Here is a 15,788-nt window from a genome sequence, read left to right on the forward strand (position 1 = left end):
GCGCTCAGTCCTGATAGCACTCGTTGTTCTTGGGATCCCCGACCTTGAGGCTCAGACTCAGGTCCGGCAGGGTGAACGACCCGGCAGTGGTCGCCCAGGCCGTCTGCCTGACGTTCGTCAGCTTGGCCGTCGCGGCCTTCTGTCCGAAGGCGTAAGGGCTGAGGTCTCCCTTTTCACCCGCCTTCTTGAGCGGGCCGGCGGGAACGCCGATCTCCATGTCCCCGAACGTGGCCTCGTCCGTCTGAAGCGAAGCGACGTCGAGATACAGATTTGTCGCTGAGACCTTTTCTTTGCCGCCGCCCGCGTTGAGAACCAGCGTCACGCTCTCGTTGATGATCGGCAGCTTCGTGGCCACGGACTGGCACATCTTGGTGATCGTCGCGGTCTTGAACCCCGAGACAACCACCGGATGCGAGACACCGCCGGGTCCCGGTGCGACCCCGCCGTACTGGACAAAATCGGTACCGTCCAGCTGAGCCGCCTTCACCTTGAAACTCTGCCCAGACACACTGAACGACGCGGCGAGCGCGCCCTGTGCGAGAGCGACACCGATCGCGGCCGTGGCGGCCACACTCGGCACCATGACAACGGCGAACCGCCGCCATCTGGTCCCGCCACGGACTTGGGCTGGGGACTCCATGTATTTCCTCCTTCTCGGACGTACATCTCCGGATCGGGTCTGGCCCGTCCTGGGATGGGAGAAGTGCTACGTCCTCGGGAAGGGGAGCGCCCGGATCGGGTGCGCGGGCCGCAACGTGCGTGCGGGCCGCGTCCGATTCTCCGGCGATCACCCCCGAGCGACAACCACTGGCCACGCCTTCGCGCAACCTCTGGACAGGCCCTGCCCGCGAGCAGGAACCCCCCTGTCCGGCCCGGCGGCGGTACCGCCGGCCCACTCGGCGGGGAACCCTCGACCGGCGGGCGCGGCTGGCTGCCGTGCCGGTGCGGTATTGGACCGAGCGTCGCCGATCGTCGTGCATTCACGAGCTCTACACAAGGGGGCTCGTTACTGGCTAGTAACGGCGAGATAACCGGCCCGCGACCCACCGGCGCCGACCCGCCACTCAGGGTGCCGCGAAGGGGGGCGACAGAAGGGGGGATCGGCACCAAAAACCGGACAGAGCAAGCCGGTTGATTTACTGGCAGTAACAGCAGCCGCGTTCCCCAAGTTTTAGCAAAACGCGGCTGCTGCGTGTGTGAATTGGCCGGATACGGAATACCGGGCGCCGGAAGCCGCCCGTACAGGATCCCCGTACAGAATCCCGCAGCGTCAGAACAGCACCCTCGCCAGCGCCTGACGTGCCGCCGTCACCCGCGGATCGTCCCCGCCGATGACCTCGAACAGCTCCAGCAGCCGTACCCGCGCCGCGTCCCGGTCGTCGCCCACCGTCCGGCGGACCGTCTCCACCAGCCGGGAGAACGCGTCCTCCACATGACCGCCGACCAGGTCCAGGTCGGCCGCGGCGATCTGCGCCTGGACGTCCGCCGGCTTGCCCGCCGCGTCCTCGCGCACCTGCTGGGGGTCCATGTCCCGGACGCGCGTGAGCAGTTCGGCCTGGGCCAGGCCCAGCTTGGCCTCGGTGTTGCCGGGGTCGTCGGCGAGGACGTTGCGGTACGCCTGCGCCGCGCCGCCGAAGTCGTTGGCGTCCAGGGCCTGTACGGCGGCTTCGAGCAGGGCGTCGTACGGTCCGACCGGTACGACCTCCTCCGCCTCGGCCGTTTGCGCGCCCTCCGCCTCCGCGTCGACCGCGATGCCGGTCAGGCCGAAACGCTCCTCGCCGACCTGGATCAGCTGGTCCAGGGTCCCGCGGATCTGGGCCTCGGGGGCCGCGCCCTGGAAGAGGGGCAGCGCCTGCCCGGCGACCACCGCGAAGACCGCGGGGATGCCCTGGATCCCGAACTGCTGCATCAGCATCTGGTTGGCGTCGACATCGATCTTGGCCAGCACGAACCGGCCGTTGTACTCGTGCGCGAGGCGCTCCAGCACCGGGCTCAGCTGCTTGCACGGCTCGCACCACTCGGCCCAGAAGTCGATGACGACCGGGACCTCGGAGGACCGCTGGAGGACATCGCGTTCAAAGCCGGCCTCGTCGACGTCGATCACGAGGCTGGAGGGGGGTACGGCGGCGGTCCCGCCGTGGCGGGCGGCCTCGGCGCGTGCCTGCTCCGCCTTCGCCTTGGCCTCACCGGCCGCCTTCACCGCGGCGAGGTCGACAACGCCGCTCATGGACATGTTCCTAGGCTGCATGAGTACATCCTCCCCCCTCCGCGCGCGCTTGAGAAAAGCGGCGTGTACACCCATTCCTCCCCGCGGCTGTCGTCGCGGGCCGAACGGCGGTACGGCACGGCTTCCGGCACCGGTCGCAGCCTAACTTTCACCCGCGAGACGCACGTGGGATCTCTGCCGTGAACTGCCTCACAGCAGGTCACCGGCCGGCCGGACCGGCCAGGCGGGCACCGGCCTCCGTTACGTGGTCGCCTGCGCGTCCAGGGTCATGGCGGACTCCAGCGAGACCAGGCGCGCGTTCTGCAGCGTCGCGATCTCCCAGCGGTCGTTCTGCCAGACCATCGCGAACAGCTGGAGGAAGTAACGGGTCGGCGGCGGTTCCTCCTCGCCGGCCATCGTCATGCCGAAGCGGTGGTGCACCACGGCGCAGCCCGGCCCGACGAGCCGGGTGAACTCCACCTCGCTCCGCACGAGCCGGGAGCCCTTCAGTACCGTGTCGAAGACCGGCTGCTGAAACGCGATCACCGTGTCACGGCCCTTGTGGACAGTGCCGTCGAAATCGATGAGTTCGGCGTCCTGCGCGAAGTCCGCGGCGAACGCGGCCGCGTCACCACGGTTCCACCCCTCGATCATCCGGGCAGGGACAGCACGCAGTGTGCCGAGCGACGCATTCATTTTCAGGGCCCTTTCCGCTGTTCTTCTTTTCCACCGCCATCCTTGCCGGGTCCGGCGAGACGGTCATTGACGATCAGTGCACCGTCGTTGGACACGCGTGCCCGCGGGCTGTGTCCGTAGGCGGCCTTGAACAGACGACTGAAGTGCGCCGGGTCCGCGAAACCCCACGAGGCGGCCACCGCGGCGACCGTGGTGTTCCTCCGGGCCAGATCCGCGTAGCACCGCTCCAGGCGCCGCCGGCGGATCAGGGCGGCCACGGTCAGGGGCTGGTCCTGGAAGAGCTTGTGCAGCCGGCGCACCGACACATGGTGTGCCGCGGCCACCTTGGCCGGGGTGAGATCCCGGTCGGACAGTCTCGCCTCGATGAAGCCGACGACTCTCGTACGGAGTACGTCGTCGTCGACCGGGCGGACGTCCCCCAGGCGGGACGCCAGCGTCACCGAGAGCAGTTCGATCAGCGCGGCCGCCGACCGGTCCGCCTCGTGGGCGCGGAACCCGTCCAGGGTCCGCGTCATGTCCCGTACGAGCGAGGACACCAGAGCCCCGGGGCCCCGGTCACCACGAATCCCTACGCCGACCAGCCGCGCGGCGTCGTCCGCGCCGAGCCGCAGCAGGTTTCGCGGCATCAGCATGGTCACGTGGGTGGTCGCGGAACTGGCGAACCGCACCGGCCGTACCGGGTCGATGAGGACCAGGTCCATGGGTCCCAGCACGGCGGTGCTGCCGCCCTGCTCGGCGCGTACCTGTCCTCGCGTCACCACCTCGACCTGCCACAGCTCGCTGTCGCGGGCACGTGCGGAGCGGGCGTCGCGGAAGCATTCGCCCTCCGGGGTCACCAGCTCGGTCAGGCGCAAGGGGCCCAGGGCGCGGCTCACCACGCCGGCGCGGAAGTCCCCGCCCGTGTGCCGGTCGCCGCGCAGCGGCGGCAGGTTGCTGCGCTCAAGCATCTCCAGAAAGCCGTCGGCGCTTTTCGTTCGGGCCCCGGCTTTCGCGACGCCGCTCAGCCGCGGCCCATCACCGTCCATCACGGCAGTGTTCCATCTTCACCGCTGCCACGCGGTTCGTGGCCGGCGACCGGCCGGCCGTGCGCCGCCGGGCCCCTCAGCGGGCCGGGCCCCTCAGCGGGCCAGGCGGCCCAGCAGCGAGGAGGCCGCGGCCACGCCCACGGCGGCGGCGAACGCCAACACCCCGAAGTCCAGCAGCAGATGATGGGACGACGTCCCGAGCAACAGGCCTCTCAGCGCGTCGACCTGGTAGCTCAGCGGGTTGATCCGGCTGATCACCTGGAGCCAGCCGGGCATGATCGCCACCGGGTACAGGGCGTTGGAGGCGAAGAACAGCGGCATCGTGATGGCCTGGCCGACGCCCATCAGCCGGTCGCGGGTCAGCACGATCCCCGCGATCGTCATCGACAGGCAGGCGAAGAAGGCCGAGCCGAGGATCACCACGACGGCCACCCCGAGCAGCCGCAGCGGGTTCCAGGTCAGGCCGACGCCGAGCGCCGCCGCGATGACGATCACCACGACCGCCTGGATCAGCGCCTTCACCCCGGCGGCGAACGCCTTGCCGGTGATCAACGCGGATCTGGGGGTGGGGGTGACGAGCAGTTTGGTGAGGACGCCGGCGTCCCGTTCCCAGATGATCATGATCCCGTAGAAGATCGCGATGAACATCGCGGACTGGGCGATGATGCCGGGCGCCAGGAAGTCGAGGTACGGCGTGCCGCCCGTCGGGATGGCGTGGATGCGGGTGAAGGTCTCGCCGAAGATCAGCAGCCACAGCGCGGGCTGGACCGCGCGCGTGTAGAGCTCGGTGCGGTCGTGGCGCAGCTTCTGGAGTTCCACCGCGCACATCGCGGCGACCCGGGCGAGCAGGACCCGCCAGCCGGTGCGGGGGCGCGGCGGGACGAGGAGCAGGTTCAGCTTGCTGAGGTCGGGCTTGCTCCCGGGGGCCGGGGCGCCGCCGGGGCCGCCGCTCGGGCCGCCGCCCTGGCCGCCGCCCTGGCCGTCAGCCGACACGGGAGGCGGTGCGCCGGGTCGTACGGACATCGCGGAAGTCCCCTCCCTCCTCGTCCAGGCCGCTGCCGGCCACGTCGCGGAAGACGTCCTCCAGGGTCGGGAGCGGGTCCTTCTCCGTGGCGGTGCCCGCTGCCACGCGCCGGGCGCGCAGTTCGCCGCGCAGCTCGCCGGGGGTGCCGAGGCCGCGGATCCGGCCGTGGTGCATCAGGGCGATCCGGTCGCAGTACTGCTCGGCCTCGTCCATGTAGTGGGTCGTGACAAGAACGGTCATGCCGGTCGCCTTCCGTACGGCGTTGATGTGCTCCCACACGCTGGTGCGGGCGATCGGGTCCAGGCCGATCGTCGGCTCGTCCAGCATGAGGAGCCGGGGGGCGCTGACGAGCGCCTGGGCCAGTTCGAGACGGCGGATCATGCCGCCGGAGTACGTCTTGGCCATCCGGTCGGCCGCGTCGGTGAGGTCGACGGCCGCCAGGGCCTGCGCGACCCGTTCGGCCCGCTCCCGGCGGGGGACGTCGAAGACCCGGGCGAACAGGGTGACGTTCTCCCGGCCGGTCAGGGTCGCGTCGGCGGAGAGCTGCTGGGGTACGTAGCCGAGCAGGCGGCGTACGGCCATGGGCTCCTTCGCCGCGTCGTGGCCGAAGACCCGGACCATGCCGGCCGGGACGGGCAGCAGGGTGGTGACGCAGCGGATGGCGGTGGTCTTGCCCGCGCCGTTGGGGCCGAGCAGCCCGAAGACCTCGCCGGCGCCGACGGACAGGTCCAGGTCGTCGACGGCCTTCGTACCGTTGAAGGCGTAGTCGAGCCCGGCACAGGTGACGGCGTCGGTCTTCTCGTCGGTCATGCGCGCTCCCCCTCTTCGTGGTCTTCGCGGAGGTTCCGGGCGAGTCTGTTCAGTGCGGGGACGGCGGCCGCGAGGGCCGCCCTGTCCTCCACGGTCAGCCGCGCCAGCTGTTCGCGCATCAGCGCGCCGCGCCGCGACGCCCAGGCGGCGAGCCGCTCCGTGGCCTCGGGGGTGGGCAGCAGTACGGCGGAGCGCCGGTCGTCCGGGTCGGTCTCGCGGCGCAGGTAGCCGGCCCCGCTGAGCTGGTTGACCAGGGTCGATACGGAGTTGTTGGCGAGGTGCAGCTCCCGGGCGGCGGCCGACACTCCAATGCCGGGGCGGGCCGCGACCAGGCGCAGCAGCTCGATCTGCGCGCCGCGCATCGGCGAGACGTCCAGCTCACGCCGCAGACGCCGCCGGACGAGCCGCTGGACCCCGGCGAGCGCGTCCGCGAGGGCGTCGGCGTGGGCGGTGCCCTCGGCGGTCTCCGTCGTTCCGGCGGCGGTCTCCGGCGTCTCTGTGGTCATGCCACCTATTTTAGCTCTCACTAAGAGCTAAATGCCAAAAGCATCCCCCGGACCCCATACAACCGGTCCGGGGGAAAAAAGCCCGCGTCGTCGGAGCCGCGTCTCAGAAGCCGGGCGGCTCCGTGTACGTGCCCCACTCGTCCCGCAGGACCCCGCAGATCTCACCGAGCGTCGCCTCCGCCCGTACCGCCTCCAGCATCGGCGCGATCATGTTCGACCCGTCGCGGGCGGCCGTCAGCATCGCCTCCAAGGCAGTGGTGACCCGTGCGTCGTCCCGCGCGGCCCTGCGCTCGCCGAGGACCCTGACCTGGTCCCGCTCGACCTCGTGGCTGACCCGCAGGATCTCCAGGTCGCCGGTGACCGAGCCGTGGAGCACGTTGACGCCGACCACCCGCTTGTCGCCCTTCTCCAGGGACCGCTGGTACTGGAACGCCGACTCGGCGATCTCGCCCGTGAACCACCCGTCCTCTATGCCCCGGAGAATTCCCGAGGTCATGGGGCCGATCGGGTGCTGTCCGTCCGGATGGGCCCGCAGCCCGCGCTCCTTGATCTGCTCGAAGATCTTCTCGGCCTCGGCCTCGATCCGGTCGGTCAGCTGCTCCACGAACCACGAGCCGCCGAGCGGGTCGGCCACATTGGCGACGCCGGTCTCCTCCATCAGCACCTGCTGTGTGCGCAGCGCGATCTCGGCGGCCTGCTCGCTCGGCAGGGCGAGGGTCTCGTCCAGCGCGTTCGTGTGCAGGGAGTTCGTCCCGCCGAGGATGGCCGACAGGGCCTCCACCGCCGTCCGTACGACGTTGTTGTACGGCTGCTGCGCGGTCAGCGACACCCCGGCCGTCTGGGTGTGGAAGCGCAGCCACTGCGCCTTGTCGGTCCTGGCGCCGTACTCCTCCTTCATCCAGCGGGCCCAGATCCGCCGGGCCGCGCGGAACTTGGCGATCTCCTCGAAGAAGTCGAGGTGCGCGTCGAAGAAGAAGGAGAGCCCGGAGGCGAAGGCGTCCACGTCCAGGCCCCGGCTCAGGCCCAGTTCCACATAGCCGAAGCCGTCGGCGAGGGTGTACGCCAGCTCCTGCGCGGCCGTCGCCCCCGCCTCGCGGATGTGGTAGCCGGAGACCGAGAGGGGCTTGTACGCGGGGATGGAGCTCGCGCAGTGCTCCATGAGGTCGCCGATCAGGCGCAGATGGGGCTCGGGCTGGAACAGCCACTCCTTCTGCGCGATGTACTCCTTGAAGATGTCGGTCTGGAGCGTGCCGTTGAGGACGGCCGGGTCGACACCCTGGCGCTCCGCCGCGACGAGGTACATGCAGAAGACGGGGACGGCCGGGCCGCTGATCGTCATCGACGTCGTGACGTCGCCGAGCGGGATGTCCCCGAAGAGGATCTCCATGTCGGCGGCGGAGTCGATGGCGACCCCGCAGTGGCCGACCTCGCCCAGGGCGCGCGGGTCGTCGGAGTCGCGGCCCATCAGGGTCGGCATGTCGAAGGCCACGGAGAGCCCGCCGCCGCCGTTGGCGAGGATGGTCTTGTAGCGCTCGTTCGTCTGGAGGGCGTTCCCGAAGCCGGCGAACTGCCGGATGGTCCACGTCCTGCCCCGGTACCCGGTCGGGTGCAGCCCACGCGTGAACGGGTACTCCCCCGGCCAGCCGATCCGCTCGAAGCCCTCGTACGTGTCCCCGGGCCGGGGCCCGTACACCGGCTCCACCACGTCCCCGGACAGCGTGGTGAAGTCCGCGTCGCGCTTGCGGGCCTTGTCGTACCGGTCCTGCCAGCGACGGCGGCCTTCTTCGACGGCGTGAGCGTCCATACCTTCACCCTCCTTGCCTTCCATGCATCCAATTTACTAGGACGTCCAAGTAAATGTCGATGGGAAGGGCGCGGGGCGGTCGCACAACGGGCGCCTCAGACGCTCAGCGCACCGTCCTTCACGGCCGCCACAAAGGACGACCAGCCGCCGACCGGGAAGGCGAGCACGGGGCCGCGCGGGTTCTTGCTGTCCCGGACGGGAACGACCGCGACGAAGCTGTCGGCGACCTCGACGCAAGCGCCGCCGTCCGAGTTGCTGTGACTGCTCTTACGCCACGTGCTGGCGCTCAGGTCGATGGGCGCCTCTGAGATCTCGACGCAGGCACCACCGTCCGGATTGCTGTAGCTGCTCTTTACGCCAAGCCACTACGGTCAGGCCAAGGGATCGCACGACGCTTCCTCTCGTACAGTCGATGCCTCAGACTCCCAGCGCGCCGCTCTTCACGGCCGAGACGAACGACGACCAGCCATCGGCCGGAAAGGCGAGCGCAGGGCCATGCGGGTCCTTACTGTCCCGAACAGGGACGACGGCAACGAAGTCGTCGGAGACCTCGACGCACTGTCCGCCGTCGGAATTGCTGTAGCTGCTCTTACGCCATGTGGTAGCGCTCACGGCACGTCCTCCAGGCTGCGCACGGTGAACTCCGGCTACTCGGGCCCCGCAGACCGGCACAACCAGCCTGCGGGAGCCCGTCTCGTACAACTGGCGTCTCAGACTCCCAGCGCGCCGCTCTTCACGGCCGAGACGAACGACGACCAGCCATCGGCCGGAAAGGCGAGCGCAGGGCCATGCGGGTTCTTGCTGTCCCGGACAGGGACGATGGCGTCGAAGTCGTTTGAGACTTCGACGCAAGCGCCACCGTCCTGATTGCTGTAGCTGCTCTTACGCCAAGTCACAACGCTCAGGTCGACGGATCGCACGTCACTTCCTCCAACAGGCGCAGGATGAACTTCCGCGACTCGGCAGGGGACAGAGCCATGTCGCGCACCGCATCGTACCTGAGCTGCAACCGCTCAACAGGTGCCGTTTCCTCGATCAGTTCGCCCTGGTAGCCGTTCTCCGCGTAGGCCACCGTCCGAGCGTCCGGCAGCCGCAGATACCACATGTCAGCGCTCAGCAAGCCATGCAGCCCCGCGCTGAAAGGCAACACCTGCACTGTCACATTCCTGCGCTCGCCCGCATCCAGCAAGTACTCCAGCTGCGCCCGCCACTCAGCCGCGTCCCGCAACGGCGTCCGCAGCACCGCCTCCGACAGGATCGTGCGGAACGGTGGTGCGTCGTCGCTCGCCAGCAGCTCTCGCCGACCCATCCGTGCCTCGACCTGCTGGTCCAACTCCTCGCCCCTGAGGCCACCGGCGGCCAGAACCTCTCGTGCGTAGCCCGGCGTCTGCAACAGGCCCGGCGGGACACTCACCGCGAAGTGCCACAGGCTCACCGCGTCGGCCTCCAGCGACATGTACCGCCGGTAGCGCTCGCGGAACTGCGCCTTGCCACTCACGGCCAGTTCCCACACGGCCAGCAGTAACCCCGGCGTCCCGTAGTACGTGTCGAGGGCTTGGACGACCTCCGGGCCGCCCACCGTCTCGCCCTTCTCCATCTTGCCGAACAACGACCAGTCCCAGCCCCCCCGTTCGCCCAGCTGCCGCAGGCTTTCGCCGCGCTGAACCCGCATGGCGCGCAGTTCCTCCGCGAACCGTGCGCGGGGTTCCCTGCTGCGGCTGGTGACCACTCGTCTCGTCGGCATGGTGCTGCCCTCCGTGGAAGGTGTGGAACGTGCTTCGGATGCGAGGGAAGCAGCACCCGCCCACAGCGGGGCCCGTACCCCCGGTGGCGCATTCTCGTAACACGCCCCTCACGCACAGTAATACGCGACTCGCGACCGGGGCGGAGATTCCGCGCAAGAACAGCCGAAGGAAGGCCCCCCATGACGCCGCAGCCTCCCCACTCGCCGCTCCCCCGCCGCACACCGGGAGCAACTCCCGCCCCCGCACACAGCGTTCTCGTACCTCCGGAGGGCCTGGTCGGAACGGCCAAGATCCAGGAGGCGGTTGACGCGAGGGACGCGCTCGCCGAGGCGCTGACGGCGGCGGGGATCCAACTGCCCGCCATGGATGTACGTACCCCTTGGCCGGAGACGGAAGGCGACACGGACGACGACGCGGGCCGGGCCACCCGTTACGCCCTCGTCTACTTGGGCGTCTGCTCCGCCCCGGTCGCGCTGGCTCTCGCCGCCGTGATCGTCAAGGGCACCGGCCGGTGACAGACGGCCCCCCGGCCGTCGGCGACACCGTCCACGACCCCGCCCGCGACCGCGTCGGCATCGTCATGGGCGGGGTCGGCCCGTACATCCAACTCCGCCCCCTCGGCGGCGGCCGGGAATGGGACGCCGACCCCACCCGAGTCCGCCCCCCGACCCCCACCGAACTACTCAGCGCCCGAGTATCCGAAGCCAACACCCGAAGCCGCACAGCCCTCGGCCTACATGATTCCCCACCCACTGACCGATGGGCTTCAGGAGATGGCCACATACGGTGCACAGCGCACCCACGGCCAGAAGAGCCCACGAGTAGGTGAGCAGGCTTGCCACCAGAGGAGGGCCCCCAATCCCCATAGCCGAGGATTGCGAACCACGCGGTTCAGTGCGCGACCGGGCATCCAGCTACGGGTGAAGGTCGCAACTTCCGTACGCGTTGACGAAGGGTGCCAAGTAGCTACGCCCATGCGACGTAACGCTCGCTGCTACGAACGGACCAGGCCGATTACTTTCGGCTTCCCCGCAGGCCACAGCTTGAGCCCACGACAGAGACGGACGCCATCCCCGGCGTACGGCGATGATCCAGACCACCGCGCCTGCAGGCTGTGCGCCCCGAGCTTGCTGTGCGGCGTCATCAACTACCGCCACCAAGCGCCTCGGCGTCCCTACTGAGAATAGATTCCAGTAGGGACGCCGAGGTCACATTTCCCTATCGCCCGGAGCGTGAGGCGGCAATCTATGCGAAATCCTGCCGGCGCCGCCGAACCGCCCGCACCCTCACAGAGCACCCTCCGGGATCTCTATCAAGCCCAGAATGGTTCATCTTGCCAGCCCTGCCCGATCGGAAGTCAGGCAGGGTCAGCAGGAATTCCATTGACGGCTTAACCCGGCTACGGAATGGTGCTAATCAGGCGATCCCGGGACGGTAAATCCGGATGTCTCGTCCCATGAAACTCCGTTCCACTCCGTCAGTGCGTAGGCCATGATTCGATCATTGACCACGGGATCAGTTACTCCACTGAGAACAGTTGTCATCATGAGATCCCGCCCCTGAAGATCGTCGTCGCTCAACATCTCACGAGCACTCTCAAGGTAAATGTCCACAATCTCTCCGCCGACGCTCACCTGAACGTACTGCTCCATGATCGCTTCTCCGGGGCGGGCGATCTGGATTCTGGTGGCAGCCCAGCCCTCGCCTTCCCTGATCGAACCGGGGGAGACGTCGGAATCTTCAGCCAGCAAGTACGCCAGAAGGTAATGCAAGCACTCCAGAGCAGTCTTGCCGCCTGAACGCCCGAGGGCACCACACTCAAATGCCATGATTACTTACCTCTGACACTCAGTTGCCGTCAAAGACATAGTTGGCACGAACCCCGAATTTCTGCTCAATGTAAGCATCCTTCTTCATCTGCAATGCATTTTTCCCTGCATTCCCCGACTTCGTCTCTATGTAATGCGCGACACCGCCATTCGAATCGAGAATTCCAATATCGTAGACACGATCACCCCATGGAGTAGGGAAGGTCAGCGGACCTGGATTTGTTGCGTCCGTGATGACGTTCATTCCCCGCTGCCGGTAGGAGTCTGCAATGTGATCGCGATAGGCATCGCCGACCAGCTTATTGAGCTGCGGCTGAGTGATCCCAAGCAGCTTGCAGAGGTTCTTGTCGTCATTGTGGACCAGGATCGGCGTGGTTCCTGCCAGCACATAGTACGTGTGCTACGCGGACACCTTCTACCTGCTTCTTTGCAGGTCAGCGCCTGTTTCGGGTTCCTCTGGTGTCCGTGGTTGTGCGGGGGAATCCGTGGGTGTTGCCGTCGCTACTGCCGTCAAGGGCTCGGGCCGCGCGGTCGCGTTGCCGCTGGCGTGGTGTCACCCTCGGGGACTTCAGTGCCATGGGCCAGGCTCGGCACGGACGAGGGCGCGGACGGTCTGCTCATACAGTTCGTGGCCGCTCTGGGCGCGGTGTCCGGCGATCCAACGGGTCAGCTCGTCCGAGGTGTGCAGCGTGCCTGACGTGGCACCGCAGCTGCGCTCTTCGCCAGTGACGCAGACCGCCTCCATGGTCGGCAGCGCCAGAGGGTCGGGGACGGTGGTCACGCGGTACTCGCGGAAGCGGTAGCGCCCCCGAGAGGCATCGCGTACTGGTGCGCCGGCGTTCGGAGAGTCAGGCATCCTCGGTCGCCACTTCCTGATCCGGGATGCGCTGTCCGCGCGATTCCGCGACCCTGAGCGCGTCCGTCAGGGCTTCTGCCAACCGGCGGGCCAGCCAGCGGTATTCGGTCGCCGACCGGGATTTCGCGCCAGGTGCCGTGGCGTCTCGGGCGTACTCCAGCAGTTCCTGGCCCATGCTGAGCTGTACCGTCTCGATGCTGTCGGCGAGGGTGGAGAGGTAGCCCCGGCCGTCGGTGCTCAGGTAGCAGGGCTTCCCCTCCGGGCTGGTCCACGGCAGTAAGCGGGGACCTCCCCCGCCCGACGCGGCGTCGTACAGCTCTCTGCGACGCATGCGGTCGGCATCGCTCCTGGGCTGGCTCACTGGGCACCCCCGGCCTGGGTCACTGATGGTGGACACACCGACCCTAGGCACTGACTGATCGTCACCCCAGCCAGGAGTCATGGCAGTTCGCGACTCTTGGTTCACGAACTGCCACGCTGCGTGGCAGCTACCCGACGACGCCCAGGTAGTCGGCCATTTCGCGCATCTCTGTCGTGAGGGTGCGCTTGCGTTTGCCGAGGATCTCTTGCATGGTCTCGGCGGCCCCGTTCTGGTGCCGCAGCCACTGCGGGGCGGCTTCCCGAGCGCGGGTCAACTCGTCCATGGCGGCGGACAGGTCGCCGGTCCGGGTGTGGGCGCGCGCCACATCGAGGGTGAAGCGGTTCCCGTCGTTGGTGCTGGGCCTGCCCAGGCGCTTCCACGCCTTGGGCGACAACTCCTCCTGCTCGCCTGCCTTGCGCACCACCGCGCGGGCGTCGCCGACGACCAGGGAATCCTCAAGTGCCTTGACCGCGACGGTGACCGGCCCGAAGACGGACCAGTGCCGGGAGACGTTGCGATGCGCTGTGCCGACCGCGGTTGCCGCGACCCGGGCGGCCTGACGGTACGCCTTCGCCTCGTCGGGACGGTTGTTCCTCGCGGCTGCGGCAGCGGCCTCCATCGCCAGGCCGCCCCACACCGCGTAGTGGTCCGGCTCGGCCCCGGTGATCTTCGGCTCCACCGCGTCCATGCTCCGGGCAGCGACCTGTTCCGCCTCGTCCAAGCGGCCCTGCCGCACCAGCAGCCAACACATGCAGCCGACACCGGAGCCCGCCGCAAGCATGTCCCCGGCCTGACGGGCGTCCATGATGGCGCCGCGCACGGCGGCGTACGCGATGTCGTACTGCCGTACCTGGGTGAGGTAGGTGCCGGCCAGACGCAGCGCCTCGGCACGGGCCAGCAGAGCCTGCCGGTGCTCGTCCCCGCTGTCGTAGTAGGCGACGGCCCTCCCGGCATCACGCAGCAGGACCGGCAGTTGGGCGGCGACGCTCTTGTAGCTGTCGGAGAAGTACAGCACCCGTGCGTCTTGCAGCGTCCGTCGGAAGGTGCGCAGGTTCGGTTCCTCGCCCACGGCTTCGGCGTCCTGGTCCACAAGTCCGACGGCTGGAGTGAGGGCGGCGCGGAGCTGGATCAGATTGACGCGGTTCGGCTCCTCGGTCTGCCCGACGGGCTCCGGGGCATCGGACGCCATCAACGCGGCGGTGGTCACCCCAAGCGCTCGGGCGAGCGTGTGCAGGGTCTCCATGCGGAGAGTGCCGCCCTGCTCGGCCTTGCGAACCGTGCCCGGCGATACGCCTGCGGCATGGGCCAGTTCCTCCTGGCTCATCCCCGCGCGACGCCGGTACTTTCGGACGTTGTCGGCCAGCTCCGTAATCATCAACTCACCACCTCCCACTCCACGGTACGCCCGGGCGGCACATCACCCGGGGACGATCCGGCAGACACCCACCCACAGGGGCTACCCCACCACCTGGCGCGCCGGAACTCCGGCAGAATCGGGGCCTGAGCGGGAGGGGTCCCTCGTCGGTCGGGCAGCTTCGCCGTGCCAGGGTTCCCCGGGGGCCGCCAAGGCTCACATCGTGACGCGTGCGCTCGGCCTTGGCGGCCCCCGGGGGTTCCTGGTACGCCTTCGGTGACCGGGCGGCGAGGGACCCTTCCCGCGACCCGCGACCCCACACCACGACGAGGCCGCACCTTGACTCGGCCCCCTGCCCCTCGGAGGGAGGGCCGGGGTCTGGGGCGGAGCCCCGGAAGTGGTTCGCTGTGCTGGCTGTTGCGCGCCCGGTCCGGCGGGGTCGGCGGCGAGCGGGGCGGCGACAGGAGCGGGCGGCGGCCCCGTGGGGCCGGGCGCGCGCGACCCGCGCAAGCGGGTCGCCTTGATCAAGTAAAGAAACTCTGAACAGCTCACCCACTGCGACGGCTGGACAGGGCCGTCTGATGGGATGTGGACCGCTTGTCAGCGGCGCTTCTTCGCCTGGGAGAGCTTGTCTTCGAGTTCCTTGCGGGCTGCTGCGGGGTCGTCGTGGAGCGGTGGCGCGAGTTGGCCTCGGCGGGCCAGTTCTCTGGTGATTTTCCGCCCCTTCTCGACCGCCGCCTTGTAGGCGTCGCGGGTTCGGTTGAGCTCGTCGTGGAGTTGGCTGGCGAGCGCCTTGAGCTCGGCGTCGGAAAGGTGTGAGAACTCGCCGGCCGTACTCCGGGCCTGGCGTTCGAGCTCCTCGCGCTGGAGGTGCTGAACGACCTTGGAGCTGTAGTGCTTGCCCGGCGTGGGGACGGTGCGGACGAAGACGCCACGTCCCTTGACTGCGTAGATCAGCCCCTCGCTCTTCAGGAGGCGGAGGGCGTTCTGCGCGGTGGAGTTGGCGATGCCGAACCGCTCTTGCAGCTCACGCGCCGAGGGAAGTTGACTGCCCGGAGGGAAGACCCCTTCTTCGATCTCTTCGCGCAGGGTGTCCGCTGTTCGGACGAAAGGAGGACGGTTGTCCTCGGCTCGGGCCGAGCGCCACCCGGGCGGGAAAGGGCCCTCCTCTTCTGCCTCTCGCCCCTCGATGTCCTTCTCGTCGAGAGGCAGGCTGACGTAACTGCCCCGGCCGAGCACGGAAAAGACCAGCCCCTCCTGCCGCAGGACGCGCAGGGCGTTCTGAACCGTGGAACTGGCGACGCCGAACCGCTCTTGCAGGTCACGTGCCGACGGCAGGCGCTCGCCGGGCTGGAGTTCGCCGCTGAGGATAGCGGCCCGCAGCACTTCGGCAGCCTGGAGATAGGGGGGCCGCGGGTCCTCGTCCAAAGGCAGTGTCATGAGCCAACCGTAGCGGCCGTAGCGCCTACGACGCATGCCCGCGTGGCCGACCTGATCGACCGTCCCACCTAATCGAGCGTTGCGTCTGTATCGCCGTAGCGCTATGGTCATGGCGAGTCGATCAAGCGGCTC

19 protein-coding genes are annotated in these 15,788 nt (G+C 68.7%); 1 reads left to right on the forward strand and 18 read right to left on the reverse strand.

The genetic code is table 11. The features are described 5' to 3' along the window. Nucleotides 1-4: 4 nt before the first annotated feature. The 12 genes from ACIO1C_RS23280 to ACIO1C_RS23335 form a co-directional block, all read right to left on the reverse strand. Nucleotides 5-571 carry a DUF6230 family protein gene (locus ACIO1C_RS23280; RefSeq protein WP_401866463.1) on the reverse strand — a complete coding sequence of 189 codons (567 nt, stop codon included), beginning with the start codon at nucleotides 569-571 and terminating at the stop codon, nucleotides 5-7. 699 nt (nucleotides 572-1,270) lie between these two features. Next, on the reverse strand, nucleotides 1,271-2,248 hold the full coding sequence (locus ACIO1C_RS23285; RefSeq protein ID WP_401866465.1) for a tetratricopeptide repeat protein: 978 nt from the start codon (nucleotides 2,246-2,248) through the stop codon (nucleotides 1,271-1,273). A gap of 219 nt (nucleotides 2,249-2,467) precedes the next feature. Beyond that, nucleotides 2,468-2,902 carry an SgcJ/EcaC family oxidoreductase gene (locus tag ACIO1C_RS23290; RefSeq protein WP_401866467.1) on the reverse strand — a complete coding sequence of 145 codons (435 nt, stop codon included), beginning with the start codon at nucleotides 2,900-2,902 and terminating at the stop codon, nucleotides 2,468-2,470. Between the two features lie 2 nt (nucleotides 2,903-2,904). Continuing rightward, the gene (locus ACIO1C_RS23295; RefSeq protein ID WP_401866469.1) at nucleotides 2,905-3,849 is read right to left on the reverse strand and encodes a helix-turn-helix domain-containing protein; all 945 of its coding nucleotides are present in this window, start codon (nucleotides 3,847-3,849) and stop codon (nucleotides 2,905-2,907) included. Between the two features lie 171 nt (nucleotides 3,850-4,020). Then, nucleotides 4,021-4,950, reverse strand: coding sequence for an ABC transporter permease (locus ACIO1C_RS23300; RefSeq protein WP_401866471.1), 930 nt, complete (start codon nucleotides 4,948-4,950; stop codon nucleotides 4,021-4,023). After that, nucleotides 4,910-5,761, reverse strand: coding sequence for an ATP-binding cassette domain-containing protein (locus ACIO1C_RS23305; protein WP_401866473.1), 852 nt, complete (start codon nucleotides 5,759-5,761; stop codon nucleotides 4,910-4,912). Before ACIO1C_RS23305 ends, ACIO1C_RS23300 begins: the two co-directional genes overlap by 41 nt. Further along, on the reverse strand, nucleotides 5,758-6,267 hold the full coding sequence (locus tag ACIO1C_RS23310) for a MarR family winged helix-turn-helix transcriptional regulator (protein ID WP_401866475.1): 510 nt from the start codon (nucleotides 6,265-6,267) through the stop codon (nucleotides 5,758-5,760). The genes ACIO1C_RS23305 and ACIO1C_RS23310 overlap by 4 nt, the downstream gene beginning before the upstream one ends. Nucleotides 6,268-6,370: 103 nt before the next feature. Further along, entirely contained in the window at nucleotides 6,371-8,071 is a 1,701-nt protein-coding gene (locus ACIO1C_RS23315; protein ID WP_401866477.1) for a methylmalonyl-CoA mutase, read from the reverse strand. Nucleotides 8,072-8,166: 95 nt separating this feature from the next. Then, nucleotides 8,167-8,382: a DUF397 domain-containing protein gene (locus ACIO1C_RS23320; RefSeq protein ID WP_401866868.1), complete on the reverse strand. Its 216-nt coding sequence runs from the start codon at nucleotides 8,380-8,382 to the stop codon at nucleotides 8,167-8,169. A 106-nt stretch (nucleotides 8,383-8,488) separates the two neighbouring features. Next, on the reverse strand, nucleotides 8,489-8,683 hold the full coding sequence (locus ACIO1C_RS23325; RefSeq protein ID WP_401866479.1) for a DUF397 domain-containing protein: 195 nt from the start codon (nucleotides 8,681-8,683) through the stop codon (nucleotides 8,489-8,491). A 98-nt stretch (nucleotides 8,684-8,781) separates the two neighbouring features. Continuing rightward, on the reverse strand, nucleotides 8,782-8,991 hold the full coding sequence (locus ACIO1C_RS23330; protein ID WP_401866480.1) for a DUF397 domain-containing protein: 210 nt from the start codon (nucleotides 8,989-8,991) through the stop codon (nucleotides 8,782-8,784). Beyond that, complete coding sequence (locus tag ACIO1C_RS23335; protein ID WP_401866482.1) at nucleotides 8,973-9,815, reverse strand: helix-turn-helix domain-containing protein; 843 nt, start codon at nucleotides 9,813-9,815, stop codon at nucleotides 8,973-8,975. Before ACIO1C_RS23335 ends, ACIO1C_RS23330 begins: the two co-directional genes overlap by 19 nt. Nucleotides 9,816-9,995: 180 nt before the next feature. On the opposite strand from ACIO1C_RS23335, the gene ACIO1C_RS23340 reads away from it, so the two are divergent. Beyond that, complete coding sequence (locus ACIO1C_RS23340) at nucleotides 9,996-10,331, forward strand: hypothetical protein (protein WP_161308249.1); 336 nt, start codon at nucleotides 9,996-9,998, stop codon at nucleotides 10,329-10,331. Nucleotides 10,332-11,228: 897 nt separating this feature from the next. On the opposite strand, the gene ACIO1C_RS23345 is transcribed toward ACIO1C_RS23340, so the two are convergent. From ACIO1C_RS23345 to ACIO1C_RS23370, 6 genes are all read right to left on the reverse strand, one after another. Next, nucleotides 11,229-11,645 carry a hypothetical protein gene (locus ACIO1C_RS23345; protein ID WP_401866484.1) on the reverse strand — a complete coding sequence of 139 codons (417 nt, stop codon included), beginning with the start codon at nucleotides 11,643-11,645 and terminating at the stop codon, nucleotides 11,229-11,231. Between the two features lie 19 nt (nucleotides 11,646-11,664). Continuing rightward, the gene (locus tag ACIO1C_RS23350; protein ID WP_401866486.1) at nucleotides 11,665-12,033 is read right to left on the reverse strand and encodes a hypothetical protein; all 369 of its coding nucleotides are present in this window, start codon (nucleotides 12,031-12,033) and stop codon (nucleotides 11,665-11,667) included. Between the two features lie 180 nt (nucleotides 12,034-12,213). Continuing rightward, on the reverse strand, nucleotides 12,214-12,501 hold the full coding sequence (locus tag ACIO1C_RS23355) for a hypothetical protein (protein ID WP_401866488.1): 288 nt from the start codon (nucleotides 12,499-12,501) through the stop codon (nucleotides 12,214-12,216). Next, the gene (locus ACIO1C_RS23360) at nucleotides 12,494-12,832 is read right to left on the reverse strand and encodes a hypothetical protein (protein WP_401866490.1); all 339 of its coding nucleotides are present in this window, start codon (nucleotides 12,830-12,832) and stop codon (nucleotides 12,494-12,496) included. The genes ACIO1C_RS23355 and ACIO1C_RS23360 overlap by 8 nt, the downstream gene beginning before the upstream one ends. A 157-nt stretch (nucleotides 12,833-12,989) precedes the next feature. Further along, on the reverse strand, nucleotides 12,990-14,237 hold the full coding sequence (locus ACIO1C_RS23365) for a helix-turn-helix domain-containing protein (protein WP_401866492.1): 1,248 nt from the start codon (nucleotides 14,235-14,237) through the stop codon (nucleotides 12,990-12,992). 579 nt (nucleotides 14,238-14,816) lie between these two features. Continuing rightward, nucleotides 14,817-15,656, reverse strand: a complete 840-nt coding sequence (locus tag ACIO1C_RS23370) for a GntR family transcriptional regulator (RefSeq protein WP_401866494.1) — start codon at nucleotides 15,654-15,656, stop codon at nucleotides 14,817-14,819. Nucleotides 15,657-15,788 lie beyond the last annotated feature (132 nt).

It is taken from the genome of Streptomyces sp. NPDC087420 (assembly GCF_044744165.1).
Taxonomy (GTDB): domain Bacteria; phylum Actinomycetota; class Actinomycetes; order Streptomycetales; family Streptomycetaceae; genus Streptomyces.